Source organism: Acidithiobacillus sp. AC3 (assembly GCF_050261095.1).
Taxonomy (GTDB): Bacteria; Pseudomonadota; Gammaproteobacteria; order Acidithiobacillales; family Acidithiobacillaceae; genus Igneacidithiobacillus; species Igneacidithiobacillus copahuensis.
This window is the reverse complement of the sequence record NZ_CP189838.1, coordinates 2,105,810-2,121,910: the sequence shown is the minus strand read 5'-3', so window position 1 is coordinate 2,121,910 and position 16,101 is coordinate 2,105,810. Positions and strand designations below refer to the sequence as shown.

The 16,101-nt window shown below is 58.8% G+C and carries 15 protein-coding genes; 13 read left to right on the top strand and 2 right to left on the bottom strand.

All coding sequences use genetic code 11. The features are described from left to right. The first annotated feature begins 9 nt into the window (after window positions 1-9). The 13 genes from argJ (at window position 10) to ACQAYK_RS10640 (ending at window position 12,401) form a co-directional block, all read left to right on the top strand. Window positions 10-1,227 carry a bifunctional glutamate N-acetyltransferase/amino-acid acetyltransferase ArgJ gene (gene argJ / locus ACQAYK_RS10700; RefSeq protein ID WP_215873035.1) on the top strand — a complete coding sequence of 406 codons (1,218 nt, stop codon included), beginning with the start codon at window positions 10-12 and terminating at the stop codon, window positions 1,225-1,227. A gap of 3 nt (window positions 1,228-1,230) precedes the next feature. Further along, the gene (locus ACQAYK_RS10695) at window positions 1,231-2,229 is read left to right on the top strand and encodes a Nudix family hydrolase (protein ID WP_483167566.1); all 999 of its coding nucleotides are present in this window, start codon (window positions 1,231-1,233) and stop codon (window positions 2,227-2,229) included. Further along, the gene (locus tag ACQAYK_RS10690) at window positions 2,222-3,178 is read left to right on the top strand and encodes a glycosyltransferase family 2 protein (protein WP_483164758.1); all 957 of its coding nucleotides are present in this window, start codon (window positions 2,222-2,224) and stop codon (window positions 3,176-3,178) included. The genes ACQAYK_RS10695 and ACQAYK_RS10690 overlap by 8 nt, the downstream gene beginning before the upstream one ends. Window position 3,179: 1 nt before the next feature. Then, on the top strand, window positions 3,180-3,902 hold the full coding sequence (locus ACQAYK_RS10685) for a polysaccharide deacetylase family protein (protein WP_483167565.1): 723 nt from the start codon (window positions 3,180-3,182) through the stop codon (window positions 3,900-3,902). A 48-nt stretch (window positions 3,903-3,950) separates the two neighbouring features. Then, window positions 3,951-5,000, top strand: a complete 1,050-nt coding sequence (locus ACQAYK_RS10680) for a glycosyltransferase family 4 protein (protein WP_483168029.1) — start codon at window positions 3,951-3,953, stop codon at window positions 4,998-5,000. A 67-nt stretch (window positions 5,001-5,067) separates the two neighbouring features. Further along, window positions 5,068-5,559 carry a Uma2 family endonuclease gene (locus ACQAYK_RS10675; protein WP_483167564.1) on the top strand — a complete coding sequence of 164 codons (492 nt, stop codon included), beginning with the start codon at window positions 5,068-5,070 and terminating at the stop codon, window positions 5,557-5,559. A 154-nt stretch (window positions 5,560-5,713) separates the two neighbouring features. Further along, the gene (locus tag ACQAYK_RS10670) at window positions 5,714-6,925 is read left to right on the top strand and encodes an O-antigen ligase family protein (protein ID WP_483167563.1); all 1,212 of its coding nucleotides are present in this window, start codon (window positions 5,714-5,716) and stop codon (window positions 6,923-6,925) included. Window positions 6,926-6,930: 5 nt separating this feature from the next. Then, window positions 6,931-7,689: a glycosyltransferase family 25 protein gene (locus ACQAYK_RS10665; protein ID WP_483167562.1), complete on the top strand. Its 759-nt coding sequence runs from the start codon at window positions 6,931-6,933 to the stop codon at window positions 7,687-7,689. Between the two features lie 18 nt (window positions 7,690-7,707). Continuing rightward, window positions 7,708-8,652: a glycosyltransferase family 2 protein gene (locus ACQAYK_RS10660; protein ID WP_483167561.1), complete on the top strand. Its 945-nt coding sequence runs from the start codon at window positions 7,708-7,710 to the stop codon at window positions 8,650-8,652. Then, window positions 8,652-9,428, top strand: coding sequence for a glycosyltransferase family 2 protein (locus ACQAYK_RS10655; RefSeq protein ID WP_483167560.1), 777 nt, complete (start codon window positions 8,652-8,654; stop codon window positions 9,426-9,428). Before ACQAYK_RS10660 ends, ACQAYK_RS10655 begins: the two co-directional genes overlap by 1 nt. Continuing rightward, window positions 9,425-10,477: a lipopolysaccharide heptosyltransferase I gene (waaC, locus tag ACQAYK_RS10650; protein ID WP_483167559.1), complete on the top strand. Its 1,053-nt coding sequence runs from the start codon at window positions 9,425-9,427 to the stop codon at window positions 10,475-10,477. Before ACQAYK_RS10655 ends, waaC begins: the two co-directional genes overlap by 4 nt. After that, window positions 10,474-11,154: a protein tyrosine phosphatase gene (locus ACQAYK_RS10645; protein ID WP_483167558.1), complete on the top strand. Its 681-nt coding sequence runs from the start codon at window positions 10,474-10,476 to the stop codon at window positions 11,152-11,154. Before waaC ends, ACQAYK_RS10645 begins: the two co-directional genes overlap by 4 nt. Next, window positions 11,151-12,401 carry a 3-deoxy-D-manno-octulosonic acid transferase gene (locus ACQAYK_RS10640; RefSeq protein WP_483167557.1) on the top strand — a complete coding sequence of 417 codons (1,251 nt, stop codon included), beginning with the start codon at window positions 11,151-11,153 and terminating at the stop codon, window positions 12,399-12,401. Before ACQAYK_RS10645 ends, ACQAYK_RS10640 begins: the two co-directional genes overlap by 4 nt. Before the next feature lie 11 nt (window positions 12,402-12,412). On the opposite strand, the gene ovoA is transcribed toward ACQAYK_RS10640, so the two are convergent. Together ovoA and ACQAYK_RS10630 are read right to left on the bottom strand one after the other, a co-directional pair. Then, complete coding sequence (gene ovoA / locus ACQAYK_RS10635; protein ID WP_483167556.1) at window positions 12,413-14,539, bottom strand: 5-histidylcysteine sulfoxide synthase; 2,127 nt, start codon at window positions 14,537-14,539, stop codon at window positions 12,413-12,415. Between the two features lie 99 nt (window positions 14,540-14,638). Further along, window positions 14,639-16,042 (bottom strand): MFS transporter, encoded by a 1,404-nt coding sequence (locus tag ACQAYK_RS10630; RefSeq protein ID WP_215873023.1) that lies wholly within the window; start codon window positions 16,040-16,042, stop codon window positions 14,639-14,641. Between the last annotated feature and the right edge of the window lie 59 nt (window positions 16,043-16,101).

Sequence of the window (16,101 nt, the reverse complement as noted above, 5' to 3'; positions counted from 1 at the left end):
GAGACTGTCATGCCCGTTGCCCTTGATCCTCCCCGTTCCCTCCTGCCGGTTGCCGGCGTCCGCCTTGCCATAGCCGAGGCCCAGATCCGCTATGCCGCGCGTCGCGACCTAACCTTGATGGAGCTCGCCCCCGGGACGCAGGTGGCGGGTGTCTTCACCCGCAACCGGTTTCGTGCGGCGCCGGTCCTGGTGGCCGAGGAACACCTCGCCACCGGTCAAGGCATTCGTGCCCTGATCATCAATACGGGTAACGCCAATGCCGGGACCGGGGCGGCGGGACTGCGTGCTGCCGAAGATAGCTGCCGGGTGGTGGCTGCGGCATTGGGTTGTACGGCGCAGCAGGTCCTGCCGTTCTCCACCGGGGTGATCGGAGAGCCGATCGACCTGGCGGGCAAGATTGCGGCAGCCTTGCCGGGCTGTCTGCCAGCGCTGGCCGAGGATCGCTGGCTGGAGGCCGCCGATGCCATCCGCACTACCGATACGGTGGCCAAGGGCGCCTCGCGACAGCTCAATATTGCCGGCAAAGAGGTCACCGTCACCGGTATTGCCAAAGGCTCCGGCATGATTCGGCCAGATATGGCGACCATGCTCGCCTATATCGCTACCGATGCCGCCCTTGCACCGGAGGCCCTGCAGCCGATCTTGAAGCAGGCGGTGAACCGCTCCTTCAACCGCATCACCGTGGATGGCGACATGTCCACCAATGATGCCTGCATGCTCATCGCCACGGGGCGGGCGGGGAATCTGCCCCTGGCGCTGGGTGAGGCAGACGCCCTGATCGACGCCATCACCGAGGTGGCGACCGAACTGGCGCAGGCCATCGTCCGCGACGGTGAGGGTGCCAGCAAGTTCATCCCCATCCGGATCAGTGGCGGACGCAGTGTATCCGAGTGTCTGCAGGTGGCGTATCGCATGGCCCATAGTCCCCTGATCAAGACCGCCTTTTTTGCCTCGGATCCCAACTGGGGCCGACTGCTCGCGGCCATCGGTTCGGCGGGAGTGGAAGATCTCGATGTCGAGCGGGTACAGATTCATCTCGGCGATCTGTGCATCGTGCGCAATGGTGCCCGTGCTGCAGAGTACAGCGAAGAGGCGGGGCAGGCGGTCATGGCGCGGGCGGAGATCCCCATCCATGTCGATCTTGGACGCGGATCGGCCCAAGAGCAGATCTGGACCTGTGATCTTTCCTATGACTATGTGCGCATCAATGCCGATTACCGGAGCTGAGTCGTGGCGGTAGTCCCCGTCGCTACGGGGGTCTTGCAGCGGGATGATGGCCGGGTGCTGGTTTCTTTGCGTCCCGAGGGCAAACCCTGGCCGGGATTTTGGGAGTTCCCGGGGGGCAAGATCGAGCCCGGCGAGACAGCGGAGGCGGCCCTGCGGCGGGAGCTGGAAGAGGAGATCGGCGTTCAGATTGGTCACCCCGAAGCCTTTCTGCGACGCGATCATCCCTATCCCGAACGCACCGTGGCTTTGCACTTCTTTCGGGTGCGTAGCTGGCAGGGGGAGCCCTACGGGCGAGAGGGGCAGCAGATTCGCTGGATCTACCCGTGGGAAATTGCAGCACTCGATTGTCTTGCGCCCAATCTGCCGGTGGTCGCCAAGCTGCTCGGCGAAGAGCTCCCGCAGCCGCCGCTTTGGCTGATTGCGGATCCCGCGCGGTTGCCGGCTTCCCGCTTTTTGCCGGCTCTGCAGTCCGCCATCGCTGCCGGCCTGCGTGCCGTGGTGTTGCGGATCAAGGAGACGATGCCAGCGGAGCTCGCGGCGGCGATGCCTGGGTTTCTGGAGCAAGCCCGCAATATGGGCGTACGCTTTTTCCTCAATCATCCCGAACCGGCCCCAGACTGGCCAGTTTCCGGCCAGCACTGGACGGAAGCCCGCCTGCAGGCGGCAACGGGGAAGCTATCGGAACCTTTTGGCGTTTCTTGCCACGGGGGGGAGTGCTTGGCGCGCGCTGCACGGTTGCATGCGCGTTATGCCTTTCTCTCTCCGCTGTTCGCCACCCAGACCCACCCCGACGCGCCGGCCCTGGGAATCGAGCGCTTTGCCGAGCTGATTGCGCCTGCGGCGGTCCCGGTGATTGCCCTGGGCGGGATGACGCCGGAGCGGGTTGCGGCAGCCCGTGCTGCGGGCGCCTCGGGGATTGCCGTCCTGTCGGGAATTTTGGAAGCCGAAGACCCCGCCAGCGCCACCCGTGCCTTTCTCGATGCCTGGAATACCCATGCCTGAACTGTCGGTCATCATCCCGCTCTACAACGAAATTGACAATGTCGAGCCCTTAGTGGCGGCTCTGCGCGCCGCTTTGGGCGAGGCCGATGTCGAGGTCATCATCGTCGATGATGGCAGTCGCGATGGTAGTGCCGCCGCCCTCGACCGTGCCCAGGCGGAATGGCCAGAGGTCCTTACGGTGCTGCACCTGCAGCGCAATTTTGGACAGACGGCGGCGATGCAGGCGGGAATCGACGCCGCTCGCGGCGAGGTCATCGTCACCCTCGACGCCGATCTGCAGAATGATCCGCAGGACATCCTGCCGTTGGCCCAACGGCTTCTCGCGGAAAACCTGGATGTCGTTGCCGGTTGGCGCAAGAACCGACAGGATGGGCTCTTGCTGCGCAAGATCCCCTCGCGCATCGCCAACCGCCTCATCCGCCGTCTGACCGGCGTGCGCCTGCATGACTATGGCTGTACCCTCAAGGCCTACCGCGCCTCGGTCCTGCAGGGGGTCCGGCTGTATGGAGAGATGCACCGCTTCATCCCCGCCTGGCTCTCTACCCTCACCTACACCGACCGTATCGTCGAGGTGCCGGTGCGTCACCATCCGCGCCGGGCGGGCAAGAGTAAGTACGGCATCAGCCGTACCTTTCGCGTGCTGGTCGACCTGCTCTTCGTCAAGTTTTTCCTCGGTTACAGCCAGCGCCCCATGCACTTCTTTGGGGTGATTGGGCTTTTTTCCCTGTTCATTGGCTCTGGCATGTTGATCTACCTTTTTATCGATAAATTTGCCGAAGGAGCCGCCATCTCCGGGCGTCCCATGCTGGTCGCCGGGATGCTCTTCTTTCTTGCCGGGCTGCAGTTCCTCAACACCGGCATCGTCGCCGAAATGCTGTCGCGCATCTATTTCGAGGGGCAGGGGAAGACCACCTACGTGCTGCGTAGCCGGAAATCCGATCAAGTCTGAGATGGCCCGCATTCCCATTCTGATGTACCACAACATCGCTCAAGCCCCGGCGGGGGCGCGACTGCGTAGCCTCTACGTTGCGCCGCGCCGCTTTGCCTGGCAGATGGGGCTTCTGGCGCGAGCCGGCTATCAGGGCCTGTCCCTGCGGGATGCGCTGCCCTATCTGCGGGGGGAAAGCAGTGGCAAAGTGGTGGTAATTACCTTTGATGACGGCTATCGCGACAATGTGGACAGCGCCCTGCCGATCCTGCAGCGCTGGGGATTCACCGCCACCTGTTTTGTGGTATCGGCCGCGCTGGGGGCATTCAATCGTTGGGATGCCGAGCAGTTGCGAGTGGAAAAGCCGATGATGTCCCTGTCGGAGCTCGAACACTGGCGCGATGCGGGTATGGAAATTGGTGCGCACACGCAAAATCACGTTCATCTGCCGGCTCTGGCAGACGCCGACGCGGAGCAGGAGATCTCCGGCAGCAAGGCAGAACTGGAGGCGCAGTTGGGCCAAGAGATCATGACGTTCTGTTATCCCTATGGTGAAATGGGCGCACGCGAGCGGGAGATGGTCGCGCGTTCTGGCTTTGCCGCGGCGGTGACCACGCGGCGCGGAAGAGCGCAAAGCGATGCGGACCTGTTCGCCCTGCCGCGCATTTCCGTGGGGGGGCATCATTTGCCGCATGTATTCCCGTTGCAGCTTTGGACAGGATATGAAGATCGTCCGCGTTCCTGATGCACAGGTGGGTGCAGGAGAAGGATTCTGAGCATCCGTTTGCTGTGGGTGGGCACCAATCCCGGGGGCGGTGGCACGGAGACCCATATGATCACCCTGCTGAGTGCCCTGGCGCGGCAGGGCGTGGAGACGCATGCCTTGGTCCATCCGCAGGGAAAAATTGCGGCTGCACTGCAAGGCGAAGCCGTCTCTCTCCATTACGGTAGCTTCCGCAACAGCGCTGATCCCCAGGGTCTCGTGGCCCTGCAGCGAAGTCTGCGCCAGCTGCGACCGGACTTTCTGGTCGGCAGTTTCAGCAAGGAATACTGGCCGTTGGCCCTCCTTAGCCGCGCCCATGGCGTACCGCTGACGCTGTTTCGCCACATGGACCTGCGCCTTCGCCCCAGTACCCGTTGGCTCCTCTCCCGCTGGCCTTTACGTCTTTTTGCTATCTCCAACTACCTACGCGAGCGGCTGATCGTCCAGGGTTTGCCCAAAGAGCGCGTCGAGACGCTGCCCAATCCCTTGCACCTTGCCGACTTTTCGCGTGACCCCGAGGCACGGGCGGAGCGGCGTCAAGCCCTGGGGTTGCGGGAGGAAGATTTTTTGGTCGGTTTTGTGGGGGCATGGCATCGCGGCAAGGGCATTTTCGTACTCGCTGATGCCATCGATGCCGCTCATGCCCAGGATGAGCGGGTGCAAGGAATCTGGATCGGCGGTGGCCCGCATGAAGCGGGGTTGCGGGAACGCTTGGCCGGTCGCCCTTGGCAGCACGTCATCGGCTGGCAGGACAGGGTCACCCCCTGGTATAGCGTCATGGATACCCTGGCGTTGCCCTCTATTGAGCCGGACACCTTTGGTCGGGTCCTGGTCGAGGCGCAGGCTTGTGCTACCCCCGTTCTCGGGGCGGCAATGGGAGGAATCCCGGAGAGCTTTGCGGATGGCGTATCGGGGCTTTTGCTGCATCCCGGCGACAGCGATGCCTGGCGCGACGCCATTCTCCGTCTTGCCGCTGACCGGACGCTATACCGGCAGCTCGCCGCCAACGGGCCGGCTCAGGTCGAGCGCTTTGCTGCCGACGCTATCGCCCGCAAATTTCTGGCAGCCTTGGGACGATGACAGTCGAGAGCCGGAACCTTATGCTATGTGCTGGAAATTTGCGGAAAATCGCCGTGGGGTGCACGTTATGAAAGTGGCCTTGCTAACACCGTTGCCTATGCAAGAATACCTGGAAGGCGAGCAACGATCGGACATCCGCCATGAATATGTGGCGGGGCAAGTCTATGCCATGGCTGGTGCCAAATTGCGCCATAATGCCATCGTGCGCAACCTGGCAGTATCACTGGGGCAGCACAACCGCTGTGGAAACCCCTTACCCGGAGACAGTCTGTACCTGAAAGATCCTTGCCTGATCATCGAGGTGCTGTCGGAGAGTACGGCCAACATCGACCGTCGCGAAAAGCTGCATGCCTATCAGACTCTCCCCAGTCTGCGGGAATATATTCTCGTCGATTCCGATAGCCGCAGTATTGAGGTCTATCGTCGGCGGCCCGAAGGGTGGTGGCATGAACTCCTCAGCGAAGGAGATCGCCTGCACTTTCATTGCGTGGATCTGGATCTCTCTCTGCTGGAGGTCTATGCCGGTGTGGATCTGCCGCAAGGGGAGGCGACGGTCTGACCCCCTGCTCTATATACGCTTTATCCTCTGTCGCACTCCATGGTTCTCTTTCTCCAAAAATGAGTAGCAAAATATCATGGTTTCCGAAGGAATGTATGTTCATGATTATCACCTGTAGTTAGATCAATTGGCTAAAAATTTGGGAATCCCTCATATGAAACGACTGATGTCTTTTATCGCTGAAGATGCCGACGACGTTCTGGTTTATTTGATTGGCCTACAAATGGTTTTTTGTTATTACACTGTCGCGATGTCTAGTATCTCTGGCGGCCTGGCTATAGCCGTTTTTCTGCTGAGTTCGGTTCGGAATAGAATCGTCTCAGTTCTTGGGTCCAAACAAATTTATCCGGTGTTGGCAATTCTTCTGTGGTTACCAATCACTCTAATTTGGTCAAGAAACATTCATTCTGGTTTGGATGAGCTTAGGAATTTATGGTTTTATCTCTTATTTGTTATAGGGACGACTATTTTCTGGGACGAGCGAAGGGTGAGGATAATTATTGTAATGTTCATCGTTGGAGCAATGTCAAATTTTGCAATTGCGTTGTTGCAAATGTTTGGCCTATGGCCTCTCGGTGGGTATGATCCCATTCAGGGTCCTGTAGGCTATAGCTATCGGGTATTTCTTGGTGTTGACACGGTTCCGGTAATATTGTTCATGTTGTGGGATATGAAATACAAATTTATTTTTCGTAGTAAAATATATCCAGCGATGATTGCACTGTCCCTCTTGATACAGCTGGCAATAACTACTGGAAGAACTGGTCAGGCTATTTTTGCGATGCTGGCTATTCCGTTTCTTTTCTTGGTTTTTAATAAACAAAAAAAATTTCTTGGCGTGCTAGTTGGTGCGCTTGTTATTATGGTGCTGATACTGGGGTTTACTGTTCCAACAGTAGAGCTGAGGTGGCACGACGCTTTGCGAGATGTGTTTCTTTTCTTTTCTGGAAAACCAGACACAGATCTTGGTTTACGCATGGTCTTTTGGGACTCCGCATTTCATATATTTCTGTCGCATCCACTTTTTGGTATTGGTCCGGGCTCGTTCATTGAGTATACCATTCACCTCATGGAGGCTGGTGTCATACCGGCAATACCAAAGGGGTATTATGTAATGATTGAGCCTCATAATAGCTTTCTCGCTTATTTGACATCGTATGGGCTAGTCGGCTTGTCTCTGTTCGTGTTCTTTCTTTATTCTCTGCTTCGGAGGACCTGGCGACAGAAGAATAACGCACTTGGCATGTTTCAGTTATTGATGTTGGCGAGTTTTGTTGTTGGTTCGTTTTCGGATGTGATGATTTTTCGCTTTGCGGTTGTCGCCCCCTTCATGGTTTCTATGTCCATGTCGTATAGGAATAGGTGATCTGCGTGGAATTTTTCATCATCACAATGTTGGGTGACAGAAGGCGTGCGAACAACGCCAGTCGTTCGGCCGAGCAATTGGCTGGCAATGGCTATAATCCAAAAATATTTCCCGCGATATGCCCTGCACAAAATTATGTGGATGAGCCGGGCTATGACAGCGCATACCGTGTGCGACGTTTTGGATACCATCTTACACGCGGTGAGGTTGGGTGCTTTCAGAGTCACAAGGCGATCTGGGAAAAGATGGCACAACGACCAACCGAGGTGTTCGGCGTGTTGGAGGATGATGCTGTTTTGCAGGATAATATTGTAGAGTCAATCGAGGTTGCTCTATCTTTCAAAAAATATTGGGATGTTTGCCGTTTACAGCAGGCATATTCAAGCAAGGTTGGCTTCACGAAATGCCGCATGGGAAATTTTTTTCTACGTTTCTCCTTGCTGCCAACCTTGGGGACAGGCGCTTATTTACTGAGTGGACGAGCCGCACGGATTTTATCTGATAGTTCCGGTTCGATCCGTCAGGCTGTGGATCATCTTCTGGATGATCCAAGGAGTCATGGTTTGCGCGTGTTAGATCTCACTCCGGCAAGTGTGACCATTTTGGAAGATCTGCCATCTGTTATTGGTGACCGTGGGTGGGACACTAAAGTCAATGGTAGGAGGAGCCTTTACCGAAGAATCCAACGTGATTCTTACAATCTTGGCTGTCATCTCGCGCGCGGAAAGATGCTGTTGAATATGCTTTTCATGCGGGCGCAATAGCCGGATTTATTTAAAGTCATGAACATTAGCGTCGTTATCGTGAATTTCAATGGTGGCCCCATGTTGAGGAAATGCGTTCGATCGTGCGTCGACGAGGGGGTTCTTCCTGGCGAGATCATCGTCGTGGATAACGGCAGTATGGATGAATCTTGTGATCTGCCGCCGGAGTTTGGCGCGGTTCAAATTCTGCGAATTGGTTGTAATGTTGGTTTCGCTCGCGCAGTGAATAAGGGGATTCGTCAAGCAACCCAGAATTTCATTCTGATCCACAATAATGATGCACGGCTTCTACCTGGTGCGATTACTTCTCTTTTGCAATGTGTTGCCCGGTTTCCACAGGCCGCGTTCGTCGGTGCTCGCTTGGTCAATCCAGAAGGTAGACCTCAAAACGTGGTAGCGGAGTTCCCGCACTGGTGGTCCGATCTGATTCCAAATTTTGTAAGAAAGGTTCGTCGAAAAAATCCCAAAATGCTTGGCGTCGAACAAGCTGTTGACGTACCTTCGTTGATCGGCGCTGCCTTTCTTGTCCGTAGGCAGGCACTGGAACGTTTGGGCCTTTTGGATGAGGATTTCTTTTTTTATCTCGAAGAGACGGAATGGTGTCATCGTGCCCATCAGAAGGGGTTTCAGGTCATATTTTGTCCAGAGGCTCGGGTGGAACACGGTCTGGGTGGCACCGCCAATCGGTATAAGGCGGAGGCGCGCATCGAGTTTCATCGGTCCCGACTGATCTATGCGCGAAAGGTTGAGGGCACTACTGCACGTAATCTGCTTCTCGGGGTGCTGTTTGCGTCGAGCTTCATCAATTTCCTGAGCAACGCAGTGTTGCTGGTCCTTACACTCTTCGCTTTTTCCAAGCTACGCCGAAAAACTGCCATGTATGGTAGGCTTTGGCTCTGGCACCTCTTGGGGCGCCCCGTTGACTGGGGATTGCCAAATAAATGTCCTGAACTGAGGAAGTGATGGGCACGGGTCTTTCTGCAGTGTACATCACTAAGGACGCTGCGCAGCATTTGGCCGCATCTATCCGTAGCGTTGCGCGATTGGTGGATGAGGTTCTCGTCGTGGATAGTGGGTCCAGTGACGAAACTGTCTCCATAGCTGAGCAAGAGGGCGCTCGAGTAATCTTCCATCCGTGGTCGGGTTTCGGCGCTCAGCGGGTATTTGCTGTCGCCGCTGCAGTCCACGACTGGGTTTTGATCGTCGATGCGGATGAGGTCTTGGAAGCTGGTTCGGAGCGAGCTTTGCGTGAGGCAGTGGCGATGGCGGATGGTGTCGGTGGATTCCTCCTTCGACGAAAAAATTATATTGGCAGGCGAGAAATTCGGCATGGCGATTGGGCAGGCGAATGGGTGTTGCGCCTCGTGAATCGTCAGCAAGGTCGATATAACCCCGCGGATCTGGTGCATGAATCGTGGCAATGCAGCTGCGCGGTCGCGCGTTTGCAAGATGCCTTAGTGCACCATTACACGTTTTCCAGCACCCAAGACATGCTTCCGAAACTCCAGCGCTACGCCGAACTCAACGCACAGAAGGTGGCAGCGCGGGGGCGTCCAGTGGGGCCTTGGGCGCCCATGAGTCATGCCCTTTGGGCCTTCTTTCGCGCTTACGCGTTGCGCCTAGGATTTCTCGATGGAGTGGAGGGCGGTGCCATTGCTTGGACCACTGCCGTGGGGGCTTACTTCAAATATGCCATTGCCCGTGACCTGCTGGCCGCCCGACCTGCGGAGCGTCGATGAGGGTTTTGCTGGTTCGTTTGAGTTCCCTGGGGGATGTACTGCATACCTTGCCGGCCATTAGCGATTTGCAGCGCAACGGCAAGGATGTGGAACTGGACTGGCTCATCGAGCCTGCCTTTGCCCCGATTGCCCGCTGGCACCCCGGAGTGCGAGAGGTCCTGCCTTTTTCCCTGCGCAGTCGGCAAGGAGGAATCGGCACGCTCCTCCGGCAGCTCCGCGAACTTCGCCGGCGACTGCGTGATCGCCACTACGATCTGGTTCTCGATAGCCAGGGCTTGTTCAAGAGCGCTTTGCTCGCCCGTCTGGCCGGGACGACCGTTGCCGGACTCTCGCCCAGCAGCGCCCGGGAACCCTTGGCGACCTACCTATACGGCCAACGCCACGCGGTCCCCTGGGGGCCGACGGCCATCCAGCGCAATCGGGAGCTCTTTGTCCAGGTCTTTGCCAACCCACGCCCTTCAGGACTGGCAGACTTTGGCCTGCAGAAGCAGGCGGCAGCCTGGCGAGAGGAGAACGTCGCATTGGCCGCAGGGGAGAGTGCGCAACCCTTTGTCCTCGGCTTACACGCCACTTCCCGCGCCTGGCAAAACAAGGAGTGGCCCATCCGCCATTGGATTACCCTGGCACACGCACTGGCCGATGCCGGGTATGAGCTGGCGCTGCCGGCCATCGACGAGCGTGAACAGCAACGGGTCGCGGCGATCTCGGCCGAGACTGGCAATGTCCGGGCCTTGCCGAAAATGGATCTGGAGGGCTTGGGGCGAATCATGCTCCAGGCACGCGCCTTTGTGGGTATGGATACGGGGCTTTCTTATCTGGCCGCGGCATTGGGCCTGCCGGGGGTGACCCTATATGGCCCCACGGCTTCTGAGCAGGAGGATATGCCCGGCTCTGCACAAGCGATACTGCAGTCCAGCGAAACTTGTGCCCCTTGTGGAAACACCCGCTGTCGGCGGATCAGTCAGCCCGGACAGCCCATTCCCTGTCAGGAAGGAATGCAGCCGATAATGGTCTGGGCACGTTTGGTCCCATTTTTGGAGCGATCATGATTGCCGGAAGTCAGTTAGGCCGCGCGGAAACCCGCCGTTACCGACGGCACCAGTTCTGGACCGATCACGGCATCTTTCGCGAATTGTTCTACGCCAATTTTCACGAGATTGCGCCCGGGCTCTTCCGCTCGGCGCAGCCGGCGCCCTGGCAGCTGAGCCAGTGGCAGGCGCGTTATCACTTTGACGCGGTGCTGAATATTCGCGCCCCCGCTCCCGATGAGCCCCATTTCCGCTTGGAGCAGGATGCGTGCGATGTTCTTGGTATCGCGCATTTGCCAATTCATGGCTTTGGCTCCCGCGATCTGCCGCAGAAAGACTCCTTGCTGGCATTCCTGGACCAGATTCCAGAGCTGCCGCCCAGGCTGCTGGTGCATTGCAAATCGGGGGCAGATCGCGCGGGCTTCATCTGCTCGTTGTTACAACACCAGCGCTATGGGATGCCTCTGGCGGAGGCGCAACAGGAACTGCGGCTCTGGCCCTACGGCCACATTCGCCATGCCAACACTGGCATCCTCGACTGGTTCTTTGCCTGCCTGCAGGAGGATTTGCGCCGGGAACCGGGGCTTGCCCTGCGCGATTGGGTGTTGACGCGCTATGACCGGGAACAGATGCTGGCCAGCTTTCGCCCCTGGTATCGTCTCGACTGGCTGACGGATCGCATCCTGCGGCGGGAATGATGGCGCGCCTTTATCGCCTGCTGACCTGTTTCCTCACACCGCTCCTGCTACTCTTCACCTGGCAGCGGATGCTGCGCCGACCGGCCTATCGCGCCCACTGGCAGGAGCGCTTTGGTTTTGTACGCTGGCGCAACGATCGCCCGCTGTGGATTCACGCGGTCAGCGTGGGTGAGGGCATGGCTGCCCTGCCACTGATCCGCCAGTTGCGGGAGCGGCATCCGGATCTGCCGATTCTTGTTACCAGCACGACGCCGACCGGAAGGGTAGTCGTAGCACGGGAGTTGGCGGGGACGGTCACGCAAGCCTACCTCCCCTATGACCTGCCGGGGGGCGTGCGGCGCTTTCTGCAACGTAGCCAGCCGCGCCTGGGGGTATTGATGGAGACCGAGTTGTGGCCCAATCTGTTGCGCGGGGCACGCCAGCGAGGGATTCCGATGATGCTTCTAAACGGTCGCCTGTCGGCTCGCTCTCTGGCGGGCTACCGCCGCTTTGCCTCGCTCTTTGCCCCGGCCTTGAGCGGACTGGACTGGGTTGGCGCGCAAAGCCCGGAAGACGCGCAGCGCTTCGCTGAGCTCGGCGCGACCAGGGTCAGCGTGCAAGGGCAAATGAAGCTCGACCTGCAGATCGATGTCGGTCAGCGAGAGCGGGCGGCGAGCTGGCGGGAACGCTTTGCGGACAGGCGGGTGTGGGTCTTTGCCTCGACCCATCCCGGCGAGGAGGAGCTGGCGTGGGATGCATTGCCAAGCTTGCGCAAGATCGAGCCACAGCTGCTGCTCGTGCTGATCCCGCGCCACCCGGAGCGGGGTGACGCCCTGGCCGAACAACTGCAGAATGACGGGTTATCGGTGCGGCGCCGTAGCCGCGGGCAGTTTCCCGGACCTGACGATTCCGTGTATCTGGTCGATACCCTGGGCGAGTTGATCGACCTCTATGGCGCAGCGGATCTGGTCTGGATTGGGGGAAGTTTCGTCGCGCGCGGCGGGCACAATCCCATCGAAGCGGCAGCCTGGGGTAAACCCATCATCGTCGGACCGCACATGGAAAATTTTTTTGAGACCCTGCGTTCTCTGCAGGCCGCTGATGCCATCTGCCAGGTAGAGGATGCAGAGGAAGCCGCGCGTCGCAGCGCTGAGTATCTCGCCGCCCCCAATCTGGCCCATGCCTTGGGAGGGCGCGCCGCCACTTGGCAGGCGCAGCAGGGCGGTGCCGTCGCACGCGCTCTGGCGGCCATTGAAGAGCGTCTGTAAAACGAACGCGGTCAGGCTGATTCGCGCCGCCGCCAGACGCTGACCTGGGCAATGCTGTGCTGGTACTTGCGCGCCGTTTCACGAATCACAAAGGGCAGATCGCGGGGGAAGCCGGGCTGCAAGACAAAGTACTCCCCGAGAATCTCTTGCAGGCCATGCAGGCTGTCGAGGATTTCCCCATCCCGGCGTACACCGCCAATCCAGCGCTCCTTGGGCGTGAACTCCTCAAGCCAAGTATACGGTGAGCTGATCACCAACATGCCACCAGGGAGGATGCGCTCCGCCATGTCACGCAAGAATTTCTCTGGATTGCTCAGGCGGTCGATCAGGTTAGCGGCCACGACCAGATCGAAATCCCGATGCATAGGCTTCAGGTTGAGGGCATCCCCCTGCAAAAATTGGCAGCGATTGGCCGTCGCCGCCAGGCCCAGGGCGTTGAGGTCTGCCCAATGGTGGCTCTGCAGTTCACCCTCCTCGGTGATGGCATAGGGAAAACGCAGTTTTTCTTGCAGCCGCGCCGCGACCTGCACGAAGCGGGTGGAAAAATCGATGCCGATCACGCTCTCTGCGCGAGTTGCCAGAGCGAAGCTGCTCCGCCCTACGGAGCAACCGATATCGAGAACACGCTGTGGCCGCCCCGCGCCCCATTCGGCCAAGGCCAGATCCGCGATGGCTTGGGCATAATTGGCGACGCCAAAATAGTCGGGACCAAAATGAAAGTGGCAATACTGTGCCACCGCAACATCGCTCTCATAGATCGGGACCTCGGACAGGGGATTGTCCGAGTGCACATAGCGAAAGCCTGCGTGCTGGAAAAAATGACGCCGGAAGGCGTAACGAGCCTCGCTTTGCGTCTCGTTGCCCAGACTGATGAAGGAGCCGCCCTTGATCAAGTTATGGCGCTGGTCAAAGGTCGGCACGGTGAAGTCATCGTAATACGGGTGCACACGGAAACCCGCGAAAGGATAGATGGGAGTTTCCGTCCACTGCCAGACATTGCCGACCACGTCGCAGAAATCGCCGTGTCGGAAGCGATCGACGGGGCAGGGCGAGGCACCATGGGCAAGCCCGATCTGGGCCGGTGCCATTTCGCCCCAGCTGTCGCTGTCGCCAAGCCCGGAGAGATCGCGCAGACGGCGCCATTCGTCCTCGCTTGGCAGGCGCAGATTGGCGCCGGTCTGTTCTGACTTCCAGCGGCAAAAGGCGCTGGCTTCATGATAGTTGACCTCCACTGGCCAGGACCAGGGCATGGGGCGTTCTTCGGCAATGAGGCGCAAGCGCCAACCCGCCGGATCTTGCCGCCAAAAGCTAGGGTGCTGGGGACGGACATATTGTCGCCACTGTTCCCCTTCGCCGCTCCACCAGCGCGATTCCTGATAGCCACCGCCTTCGACAAAGGCGAGAAACTCCGCGTTACTGACCAGCATTTCGCTGGCAGCAAATGCCTGTAACTCCTGTTCGTGCGAGCCATATTCGTTATCCCAGCCATAACGCAGGGCATCCTCGTCCTTACCCAGGCGCACCCGTCCGGCGGGAACATCCCGCAGACGGTTTTGCGGGATCTCCCGCGAGGCGGAAGGGAGAGCTTCGGCGGTGAAGGCGGCTACCGGGCGCACGCGTTCCAAGGGGAGTTGCCGCATGAGGACGGAGCTCGTTTCGATGTGGATGTTTTCGTGCTCGATGCTCATCAGCACTGCCCACCACGGCGAGTCCCAGTGTATCGGTAGTTCCAGAGGCAGACGGCTGATTACCCCGTCAACCATCTCGCGCACCTGGTTGCGGTAGGCGCGGACGCGATCCACCGTCGGCCAGTCGTAATGGGTCTCGTCAAGATCGTCCCAGGACATCTCATCGACGCCGACCGCAAAGATCGACTCCAAAGCGGCATCGATGTGTCCGTCCAGCAGTCCGGCAACGCGGAATTTGTTGCTGAAAAAGGTTGCCGTATGCCCAAAATAAAAGATCAGCGGATGTCGTAGGGGAATTGCCTTTTGGTACCAGGCATCCGCATCGCGCAGATGTGCAAACAGCGCTTCGTCCAGACTGAAGGTTTGGTGAAAGACGCGCCGGATCTCTTCCCGCTTTTCCTCCGGGTGCCGACCGTCCAGCCGCAAGGGGTGAATACGCATTCCGCTCATGAAGATCCTCCCGATTCTGGTATCAGAATACCACAAGATACCGTCCGGTCGGAAAACAAAAGCCCCGCTGGAGCGGGGCCAGGTTGGAGCGGGATAACATCAGACGTGGGCGGGCTGAGATGGTTTTTTCAAGGGCACGATCCGATCCTCACCACTGACCTCCTCCAGGGTTTTGCCGCTGGGCTCGGGGATGAAGAAGATGGTAAGCAGGAGACCTGCGAGAGCGAAGAAGAAGGTGATCATCAGCGTGCCATGCAGCCCGAAGTCATGCAGCAGGACGGGGAAGATGAAAGCACCGATGAAGGCGCCGACCTTGGCGGTACCCGCCGACAGCCCATGCCCGGTGGTACGCAGATTGACCGGGAAGACCTCGCCGGCAATGACAAAGGTGGTCGTGTTGGGACCATATTCGGCGAAGAAGTAGGACAAGCCATAGATCACCAGGAACACGCCGATACTGGCAGAGACTGCGGGAAACGCGCCAATCAGCAAAAACATCAGTCCCATCATGAAAAAGCCGAGCATCTGCAGGCTCTTGTGACCGATACGGTCGATGGTGAAGGCCGCCAGAAAATAGCCGGGCACGGCGGCCACTGCAAAGACGATCAGGCTCAGGGCGGTGCTTTGCATGACATCGGCATGGGGCGCCAGACGATGCATGATCATCGGGGTCGAGATGGTGTTACCGTAGTAGGCATAGTCAAAGACAAACCAACTACCGGCAGTACCGATCAGGGTTAAGAGGTACTTGGACAGGGGCTGCTTGACGATTTTCGCCTCTGGCTTACGCGCCGTGGCGGTGCCCAGGCTAAAAGACGCCAGCTCCCGCGCCGCTGCCTCACTATCGCCTTTGACCCGCGCCAACCAGCGCGGGGATTCGGGCAGGGTTCGCCGGATATAGATCACCGCCAGGGCGGGCAGGGCCCCCAGGCCGAGCATCAGGCGCCAGGCCAGGTCGTGGTTCATCCCCGCTGCTAGCAGGGTCAGGGCCACCACCGGACCGGTGACCAGGCCGATGGCCTGCGCCGAGAACACCAGGGAGACCATGCGTCCTCGGGACTTGCTATTGGCGTATTCCGACATCAGCACGGCCGACATCGGATAGTCGCCGCCGATTCCCAACCCCAGGATGACACGGGCGATGATCAGGACGGTGACGCTGGGGGCCACGGCCGATAGCAGCGCACCGATTACCATCAACAGGGCTTCCAGGCCGTAGATCTTTTTGCGGCCGAGTTTGTCGGCGAGAATGCCGAAAACATAGGCTCCGACGAAGGTGGCGATTAGGGAAATGGCTCCCACCAGCCCTACTTCGTCCGGACTTAGATGCCATTGCTCTTTGATCAGCACCAGAGCGGTACCAATGATGAAGAGATCATAGGCGGAGGTGAAAAAGCCCATGGAAGATGCCCACATGGCCTTCAGATGAAAGGGACTGAACGTGGCGGTGTTGAGAGCGCTGGAAATATCGCTATCCCCGACGCTGGTAGTGGCGTTGCTCATGCGGTGACCTCCTGCAGTTTGCGGCTATGTACTGAGCAGGACCATAGTCTATACCTTTT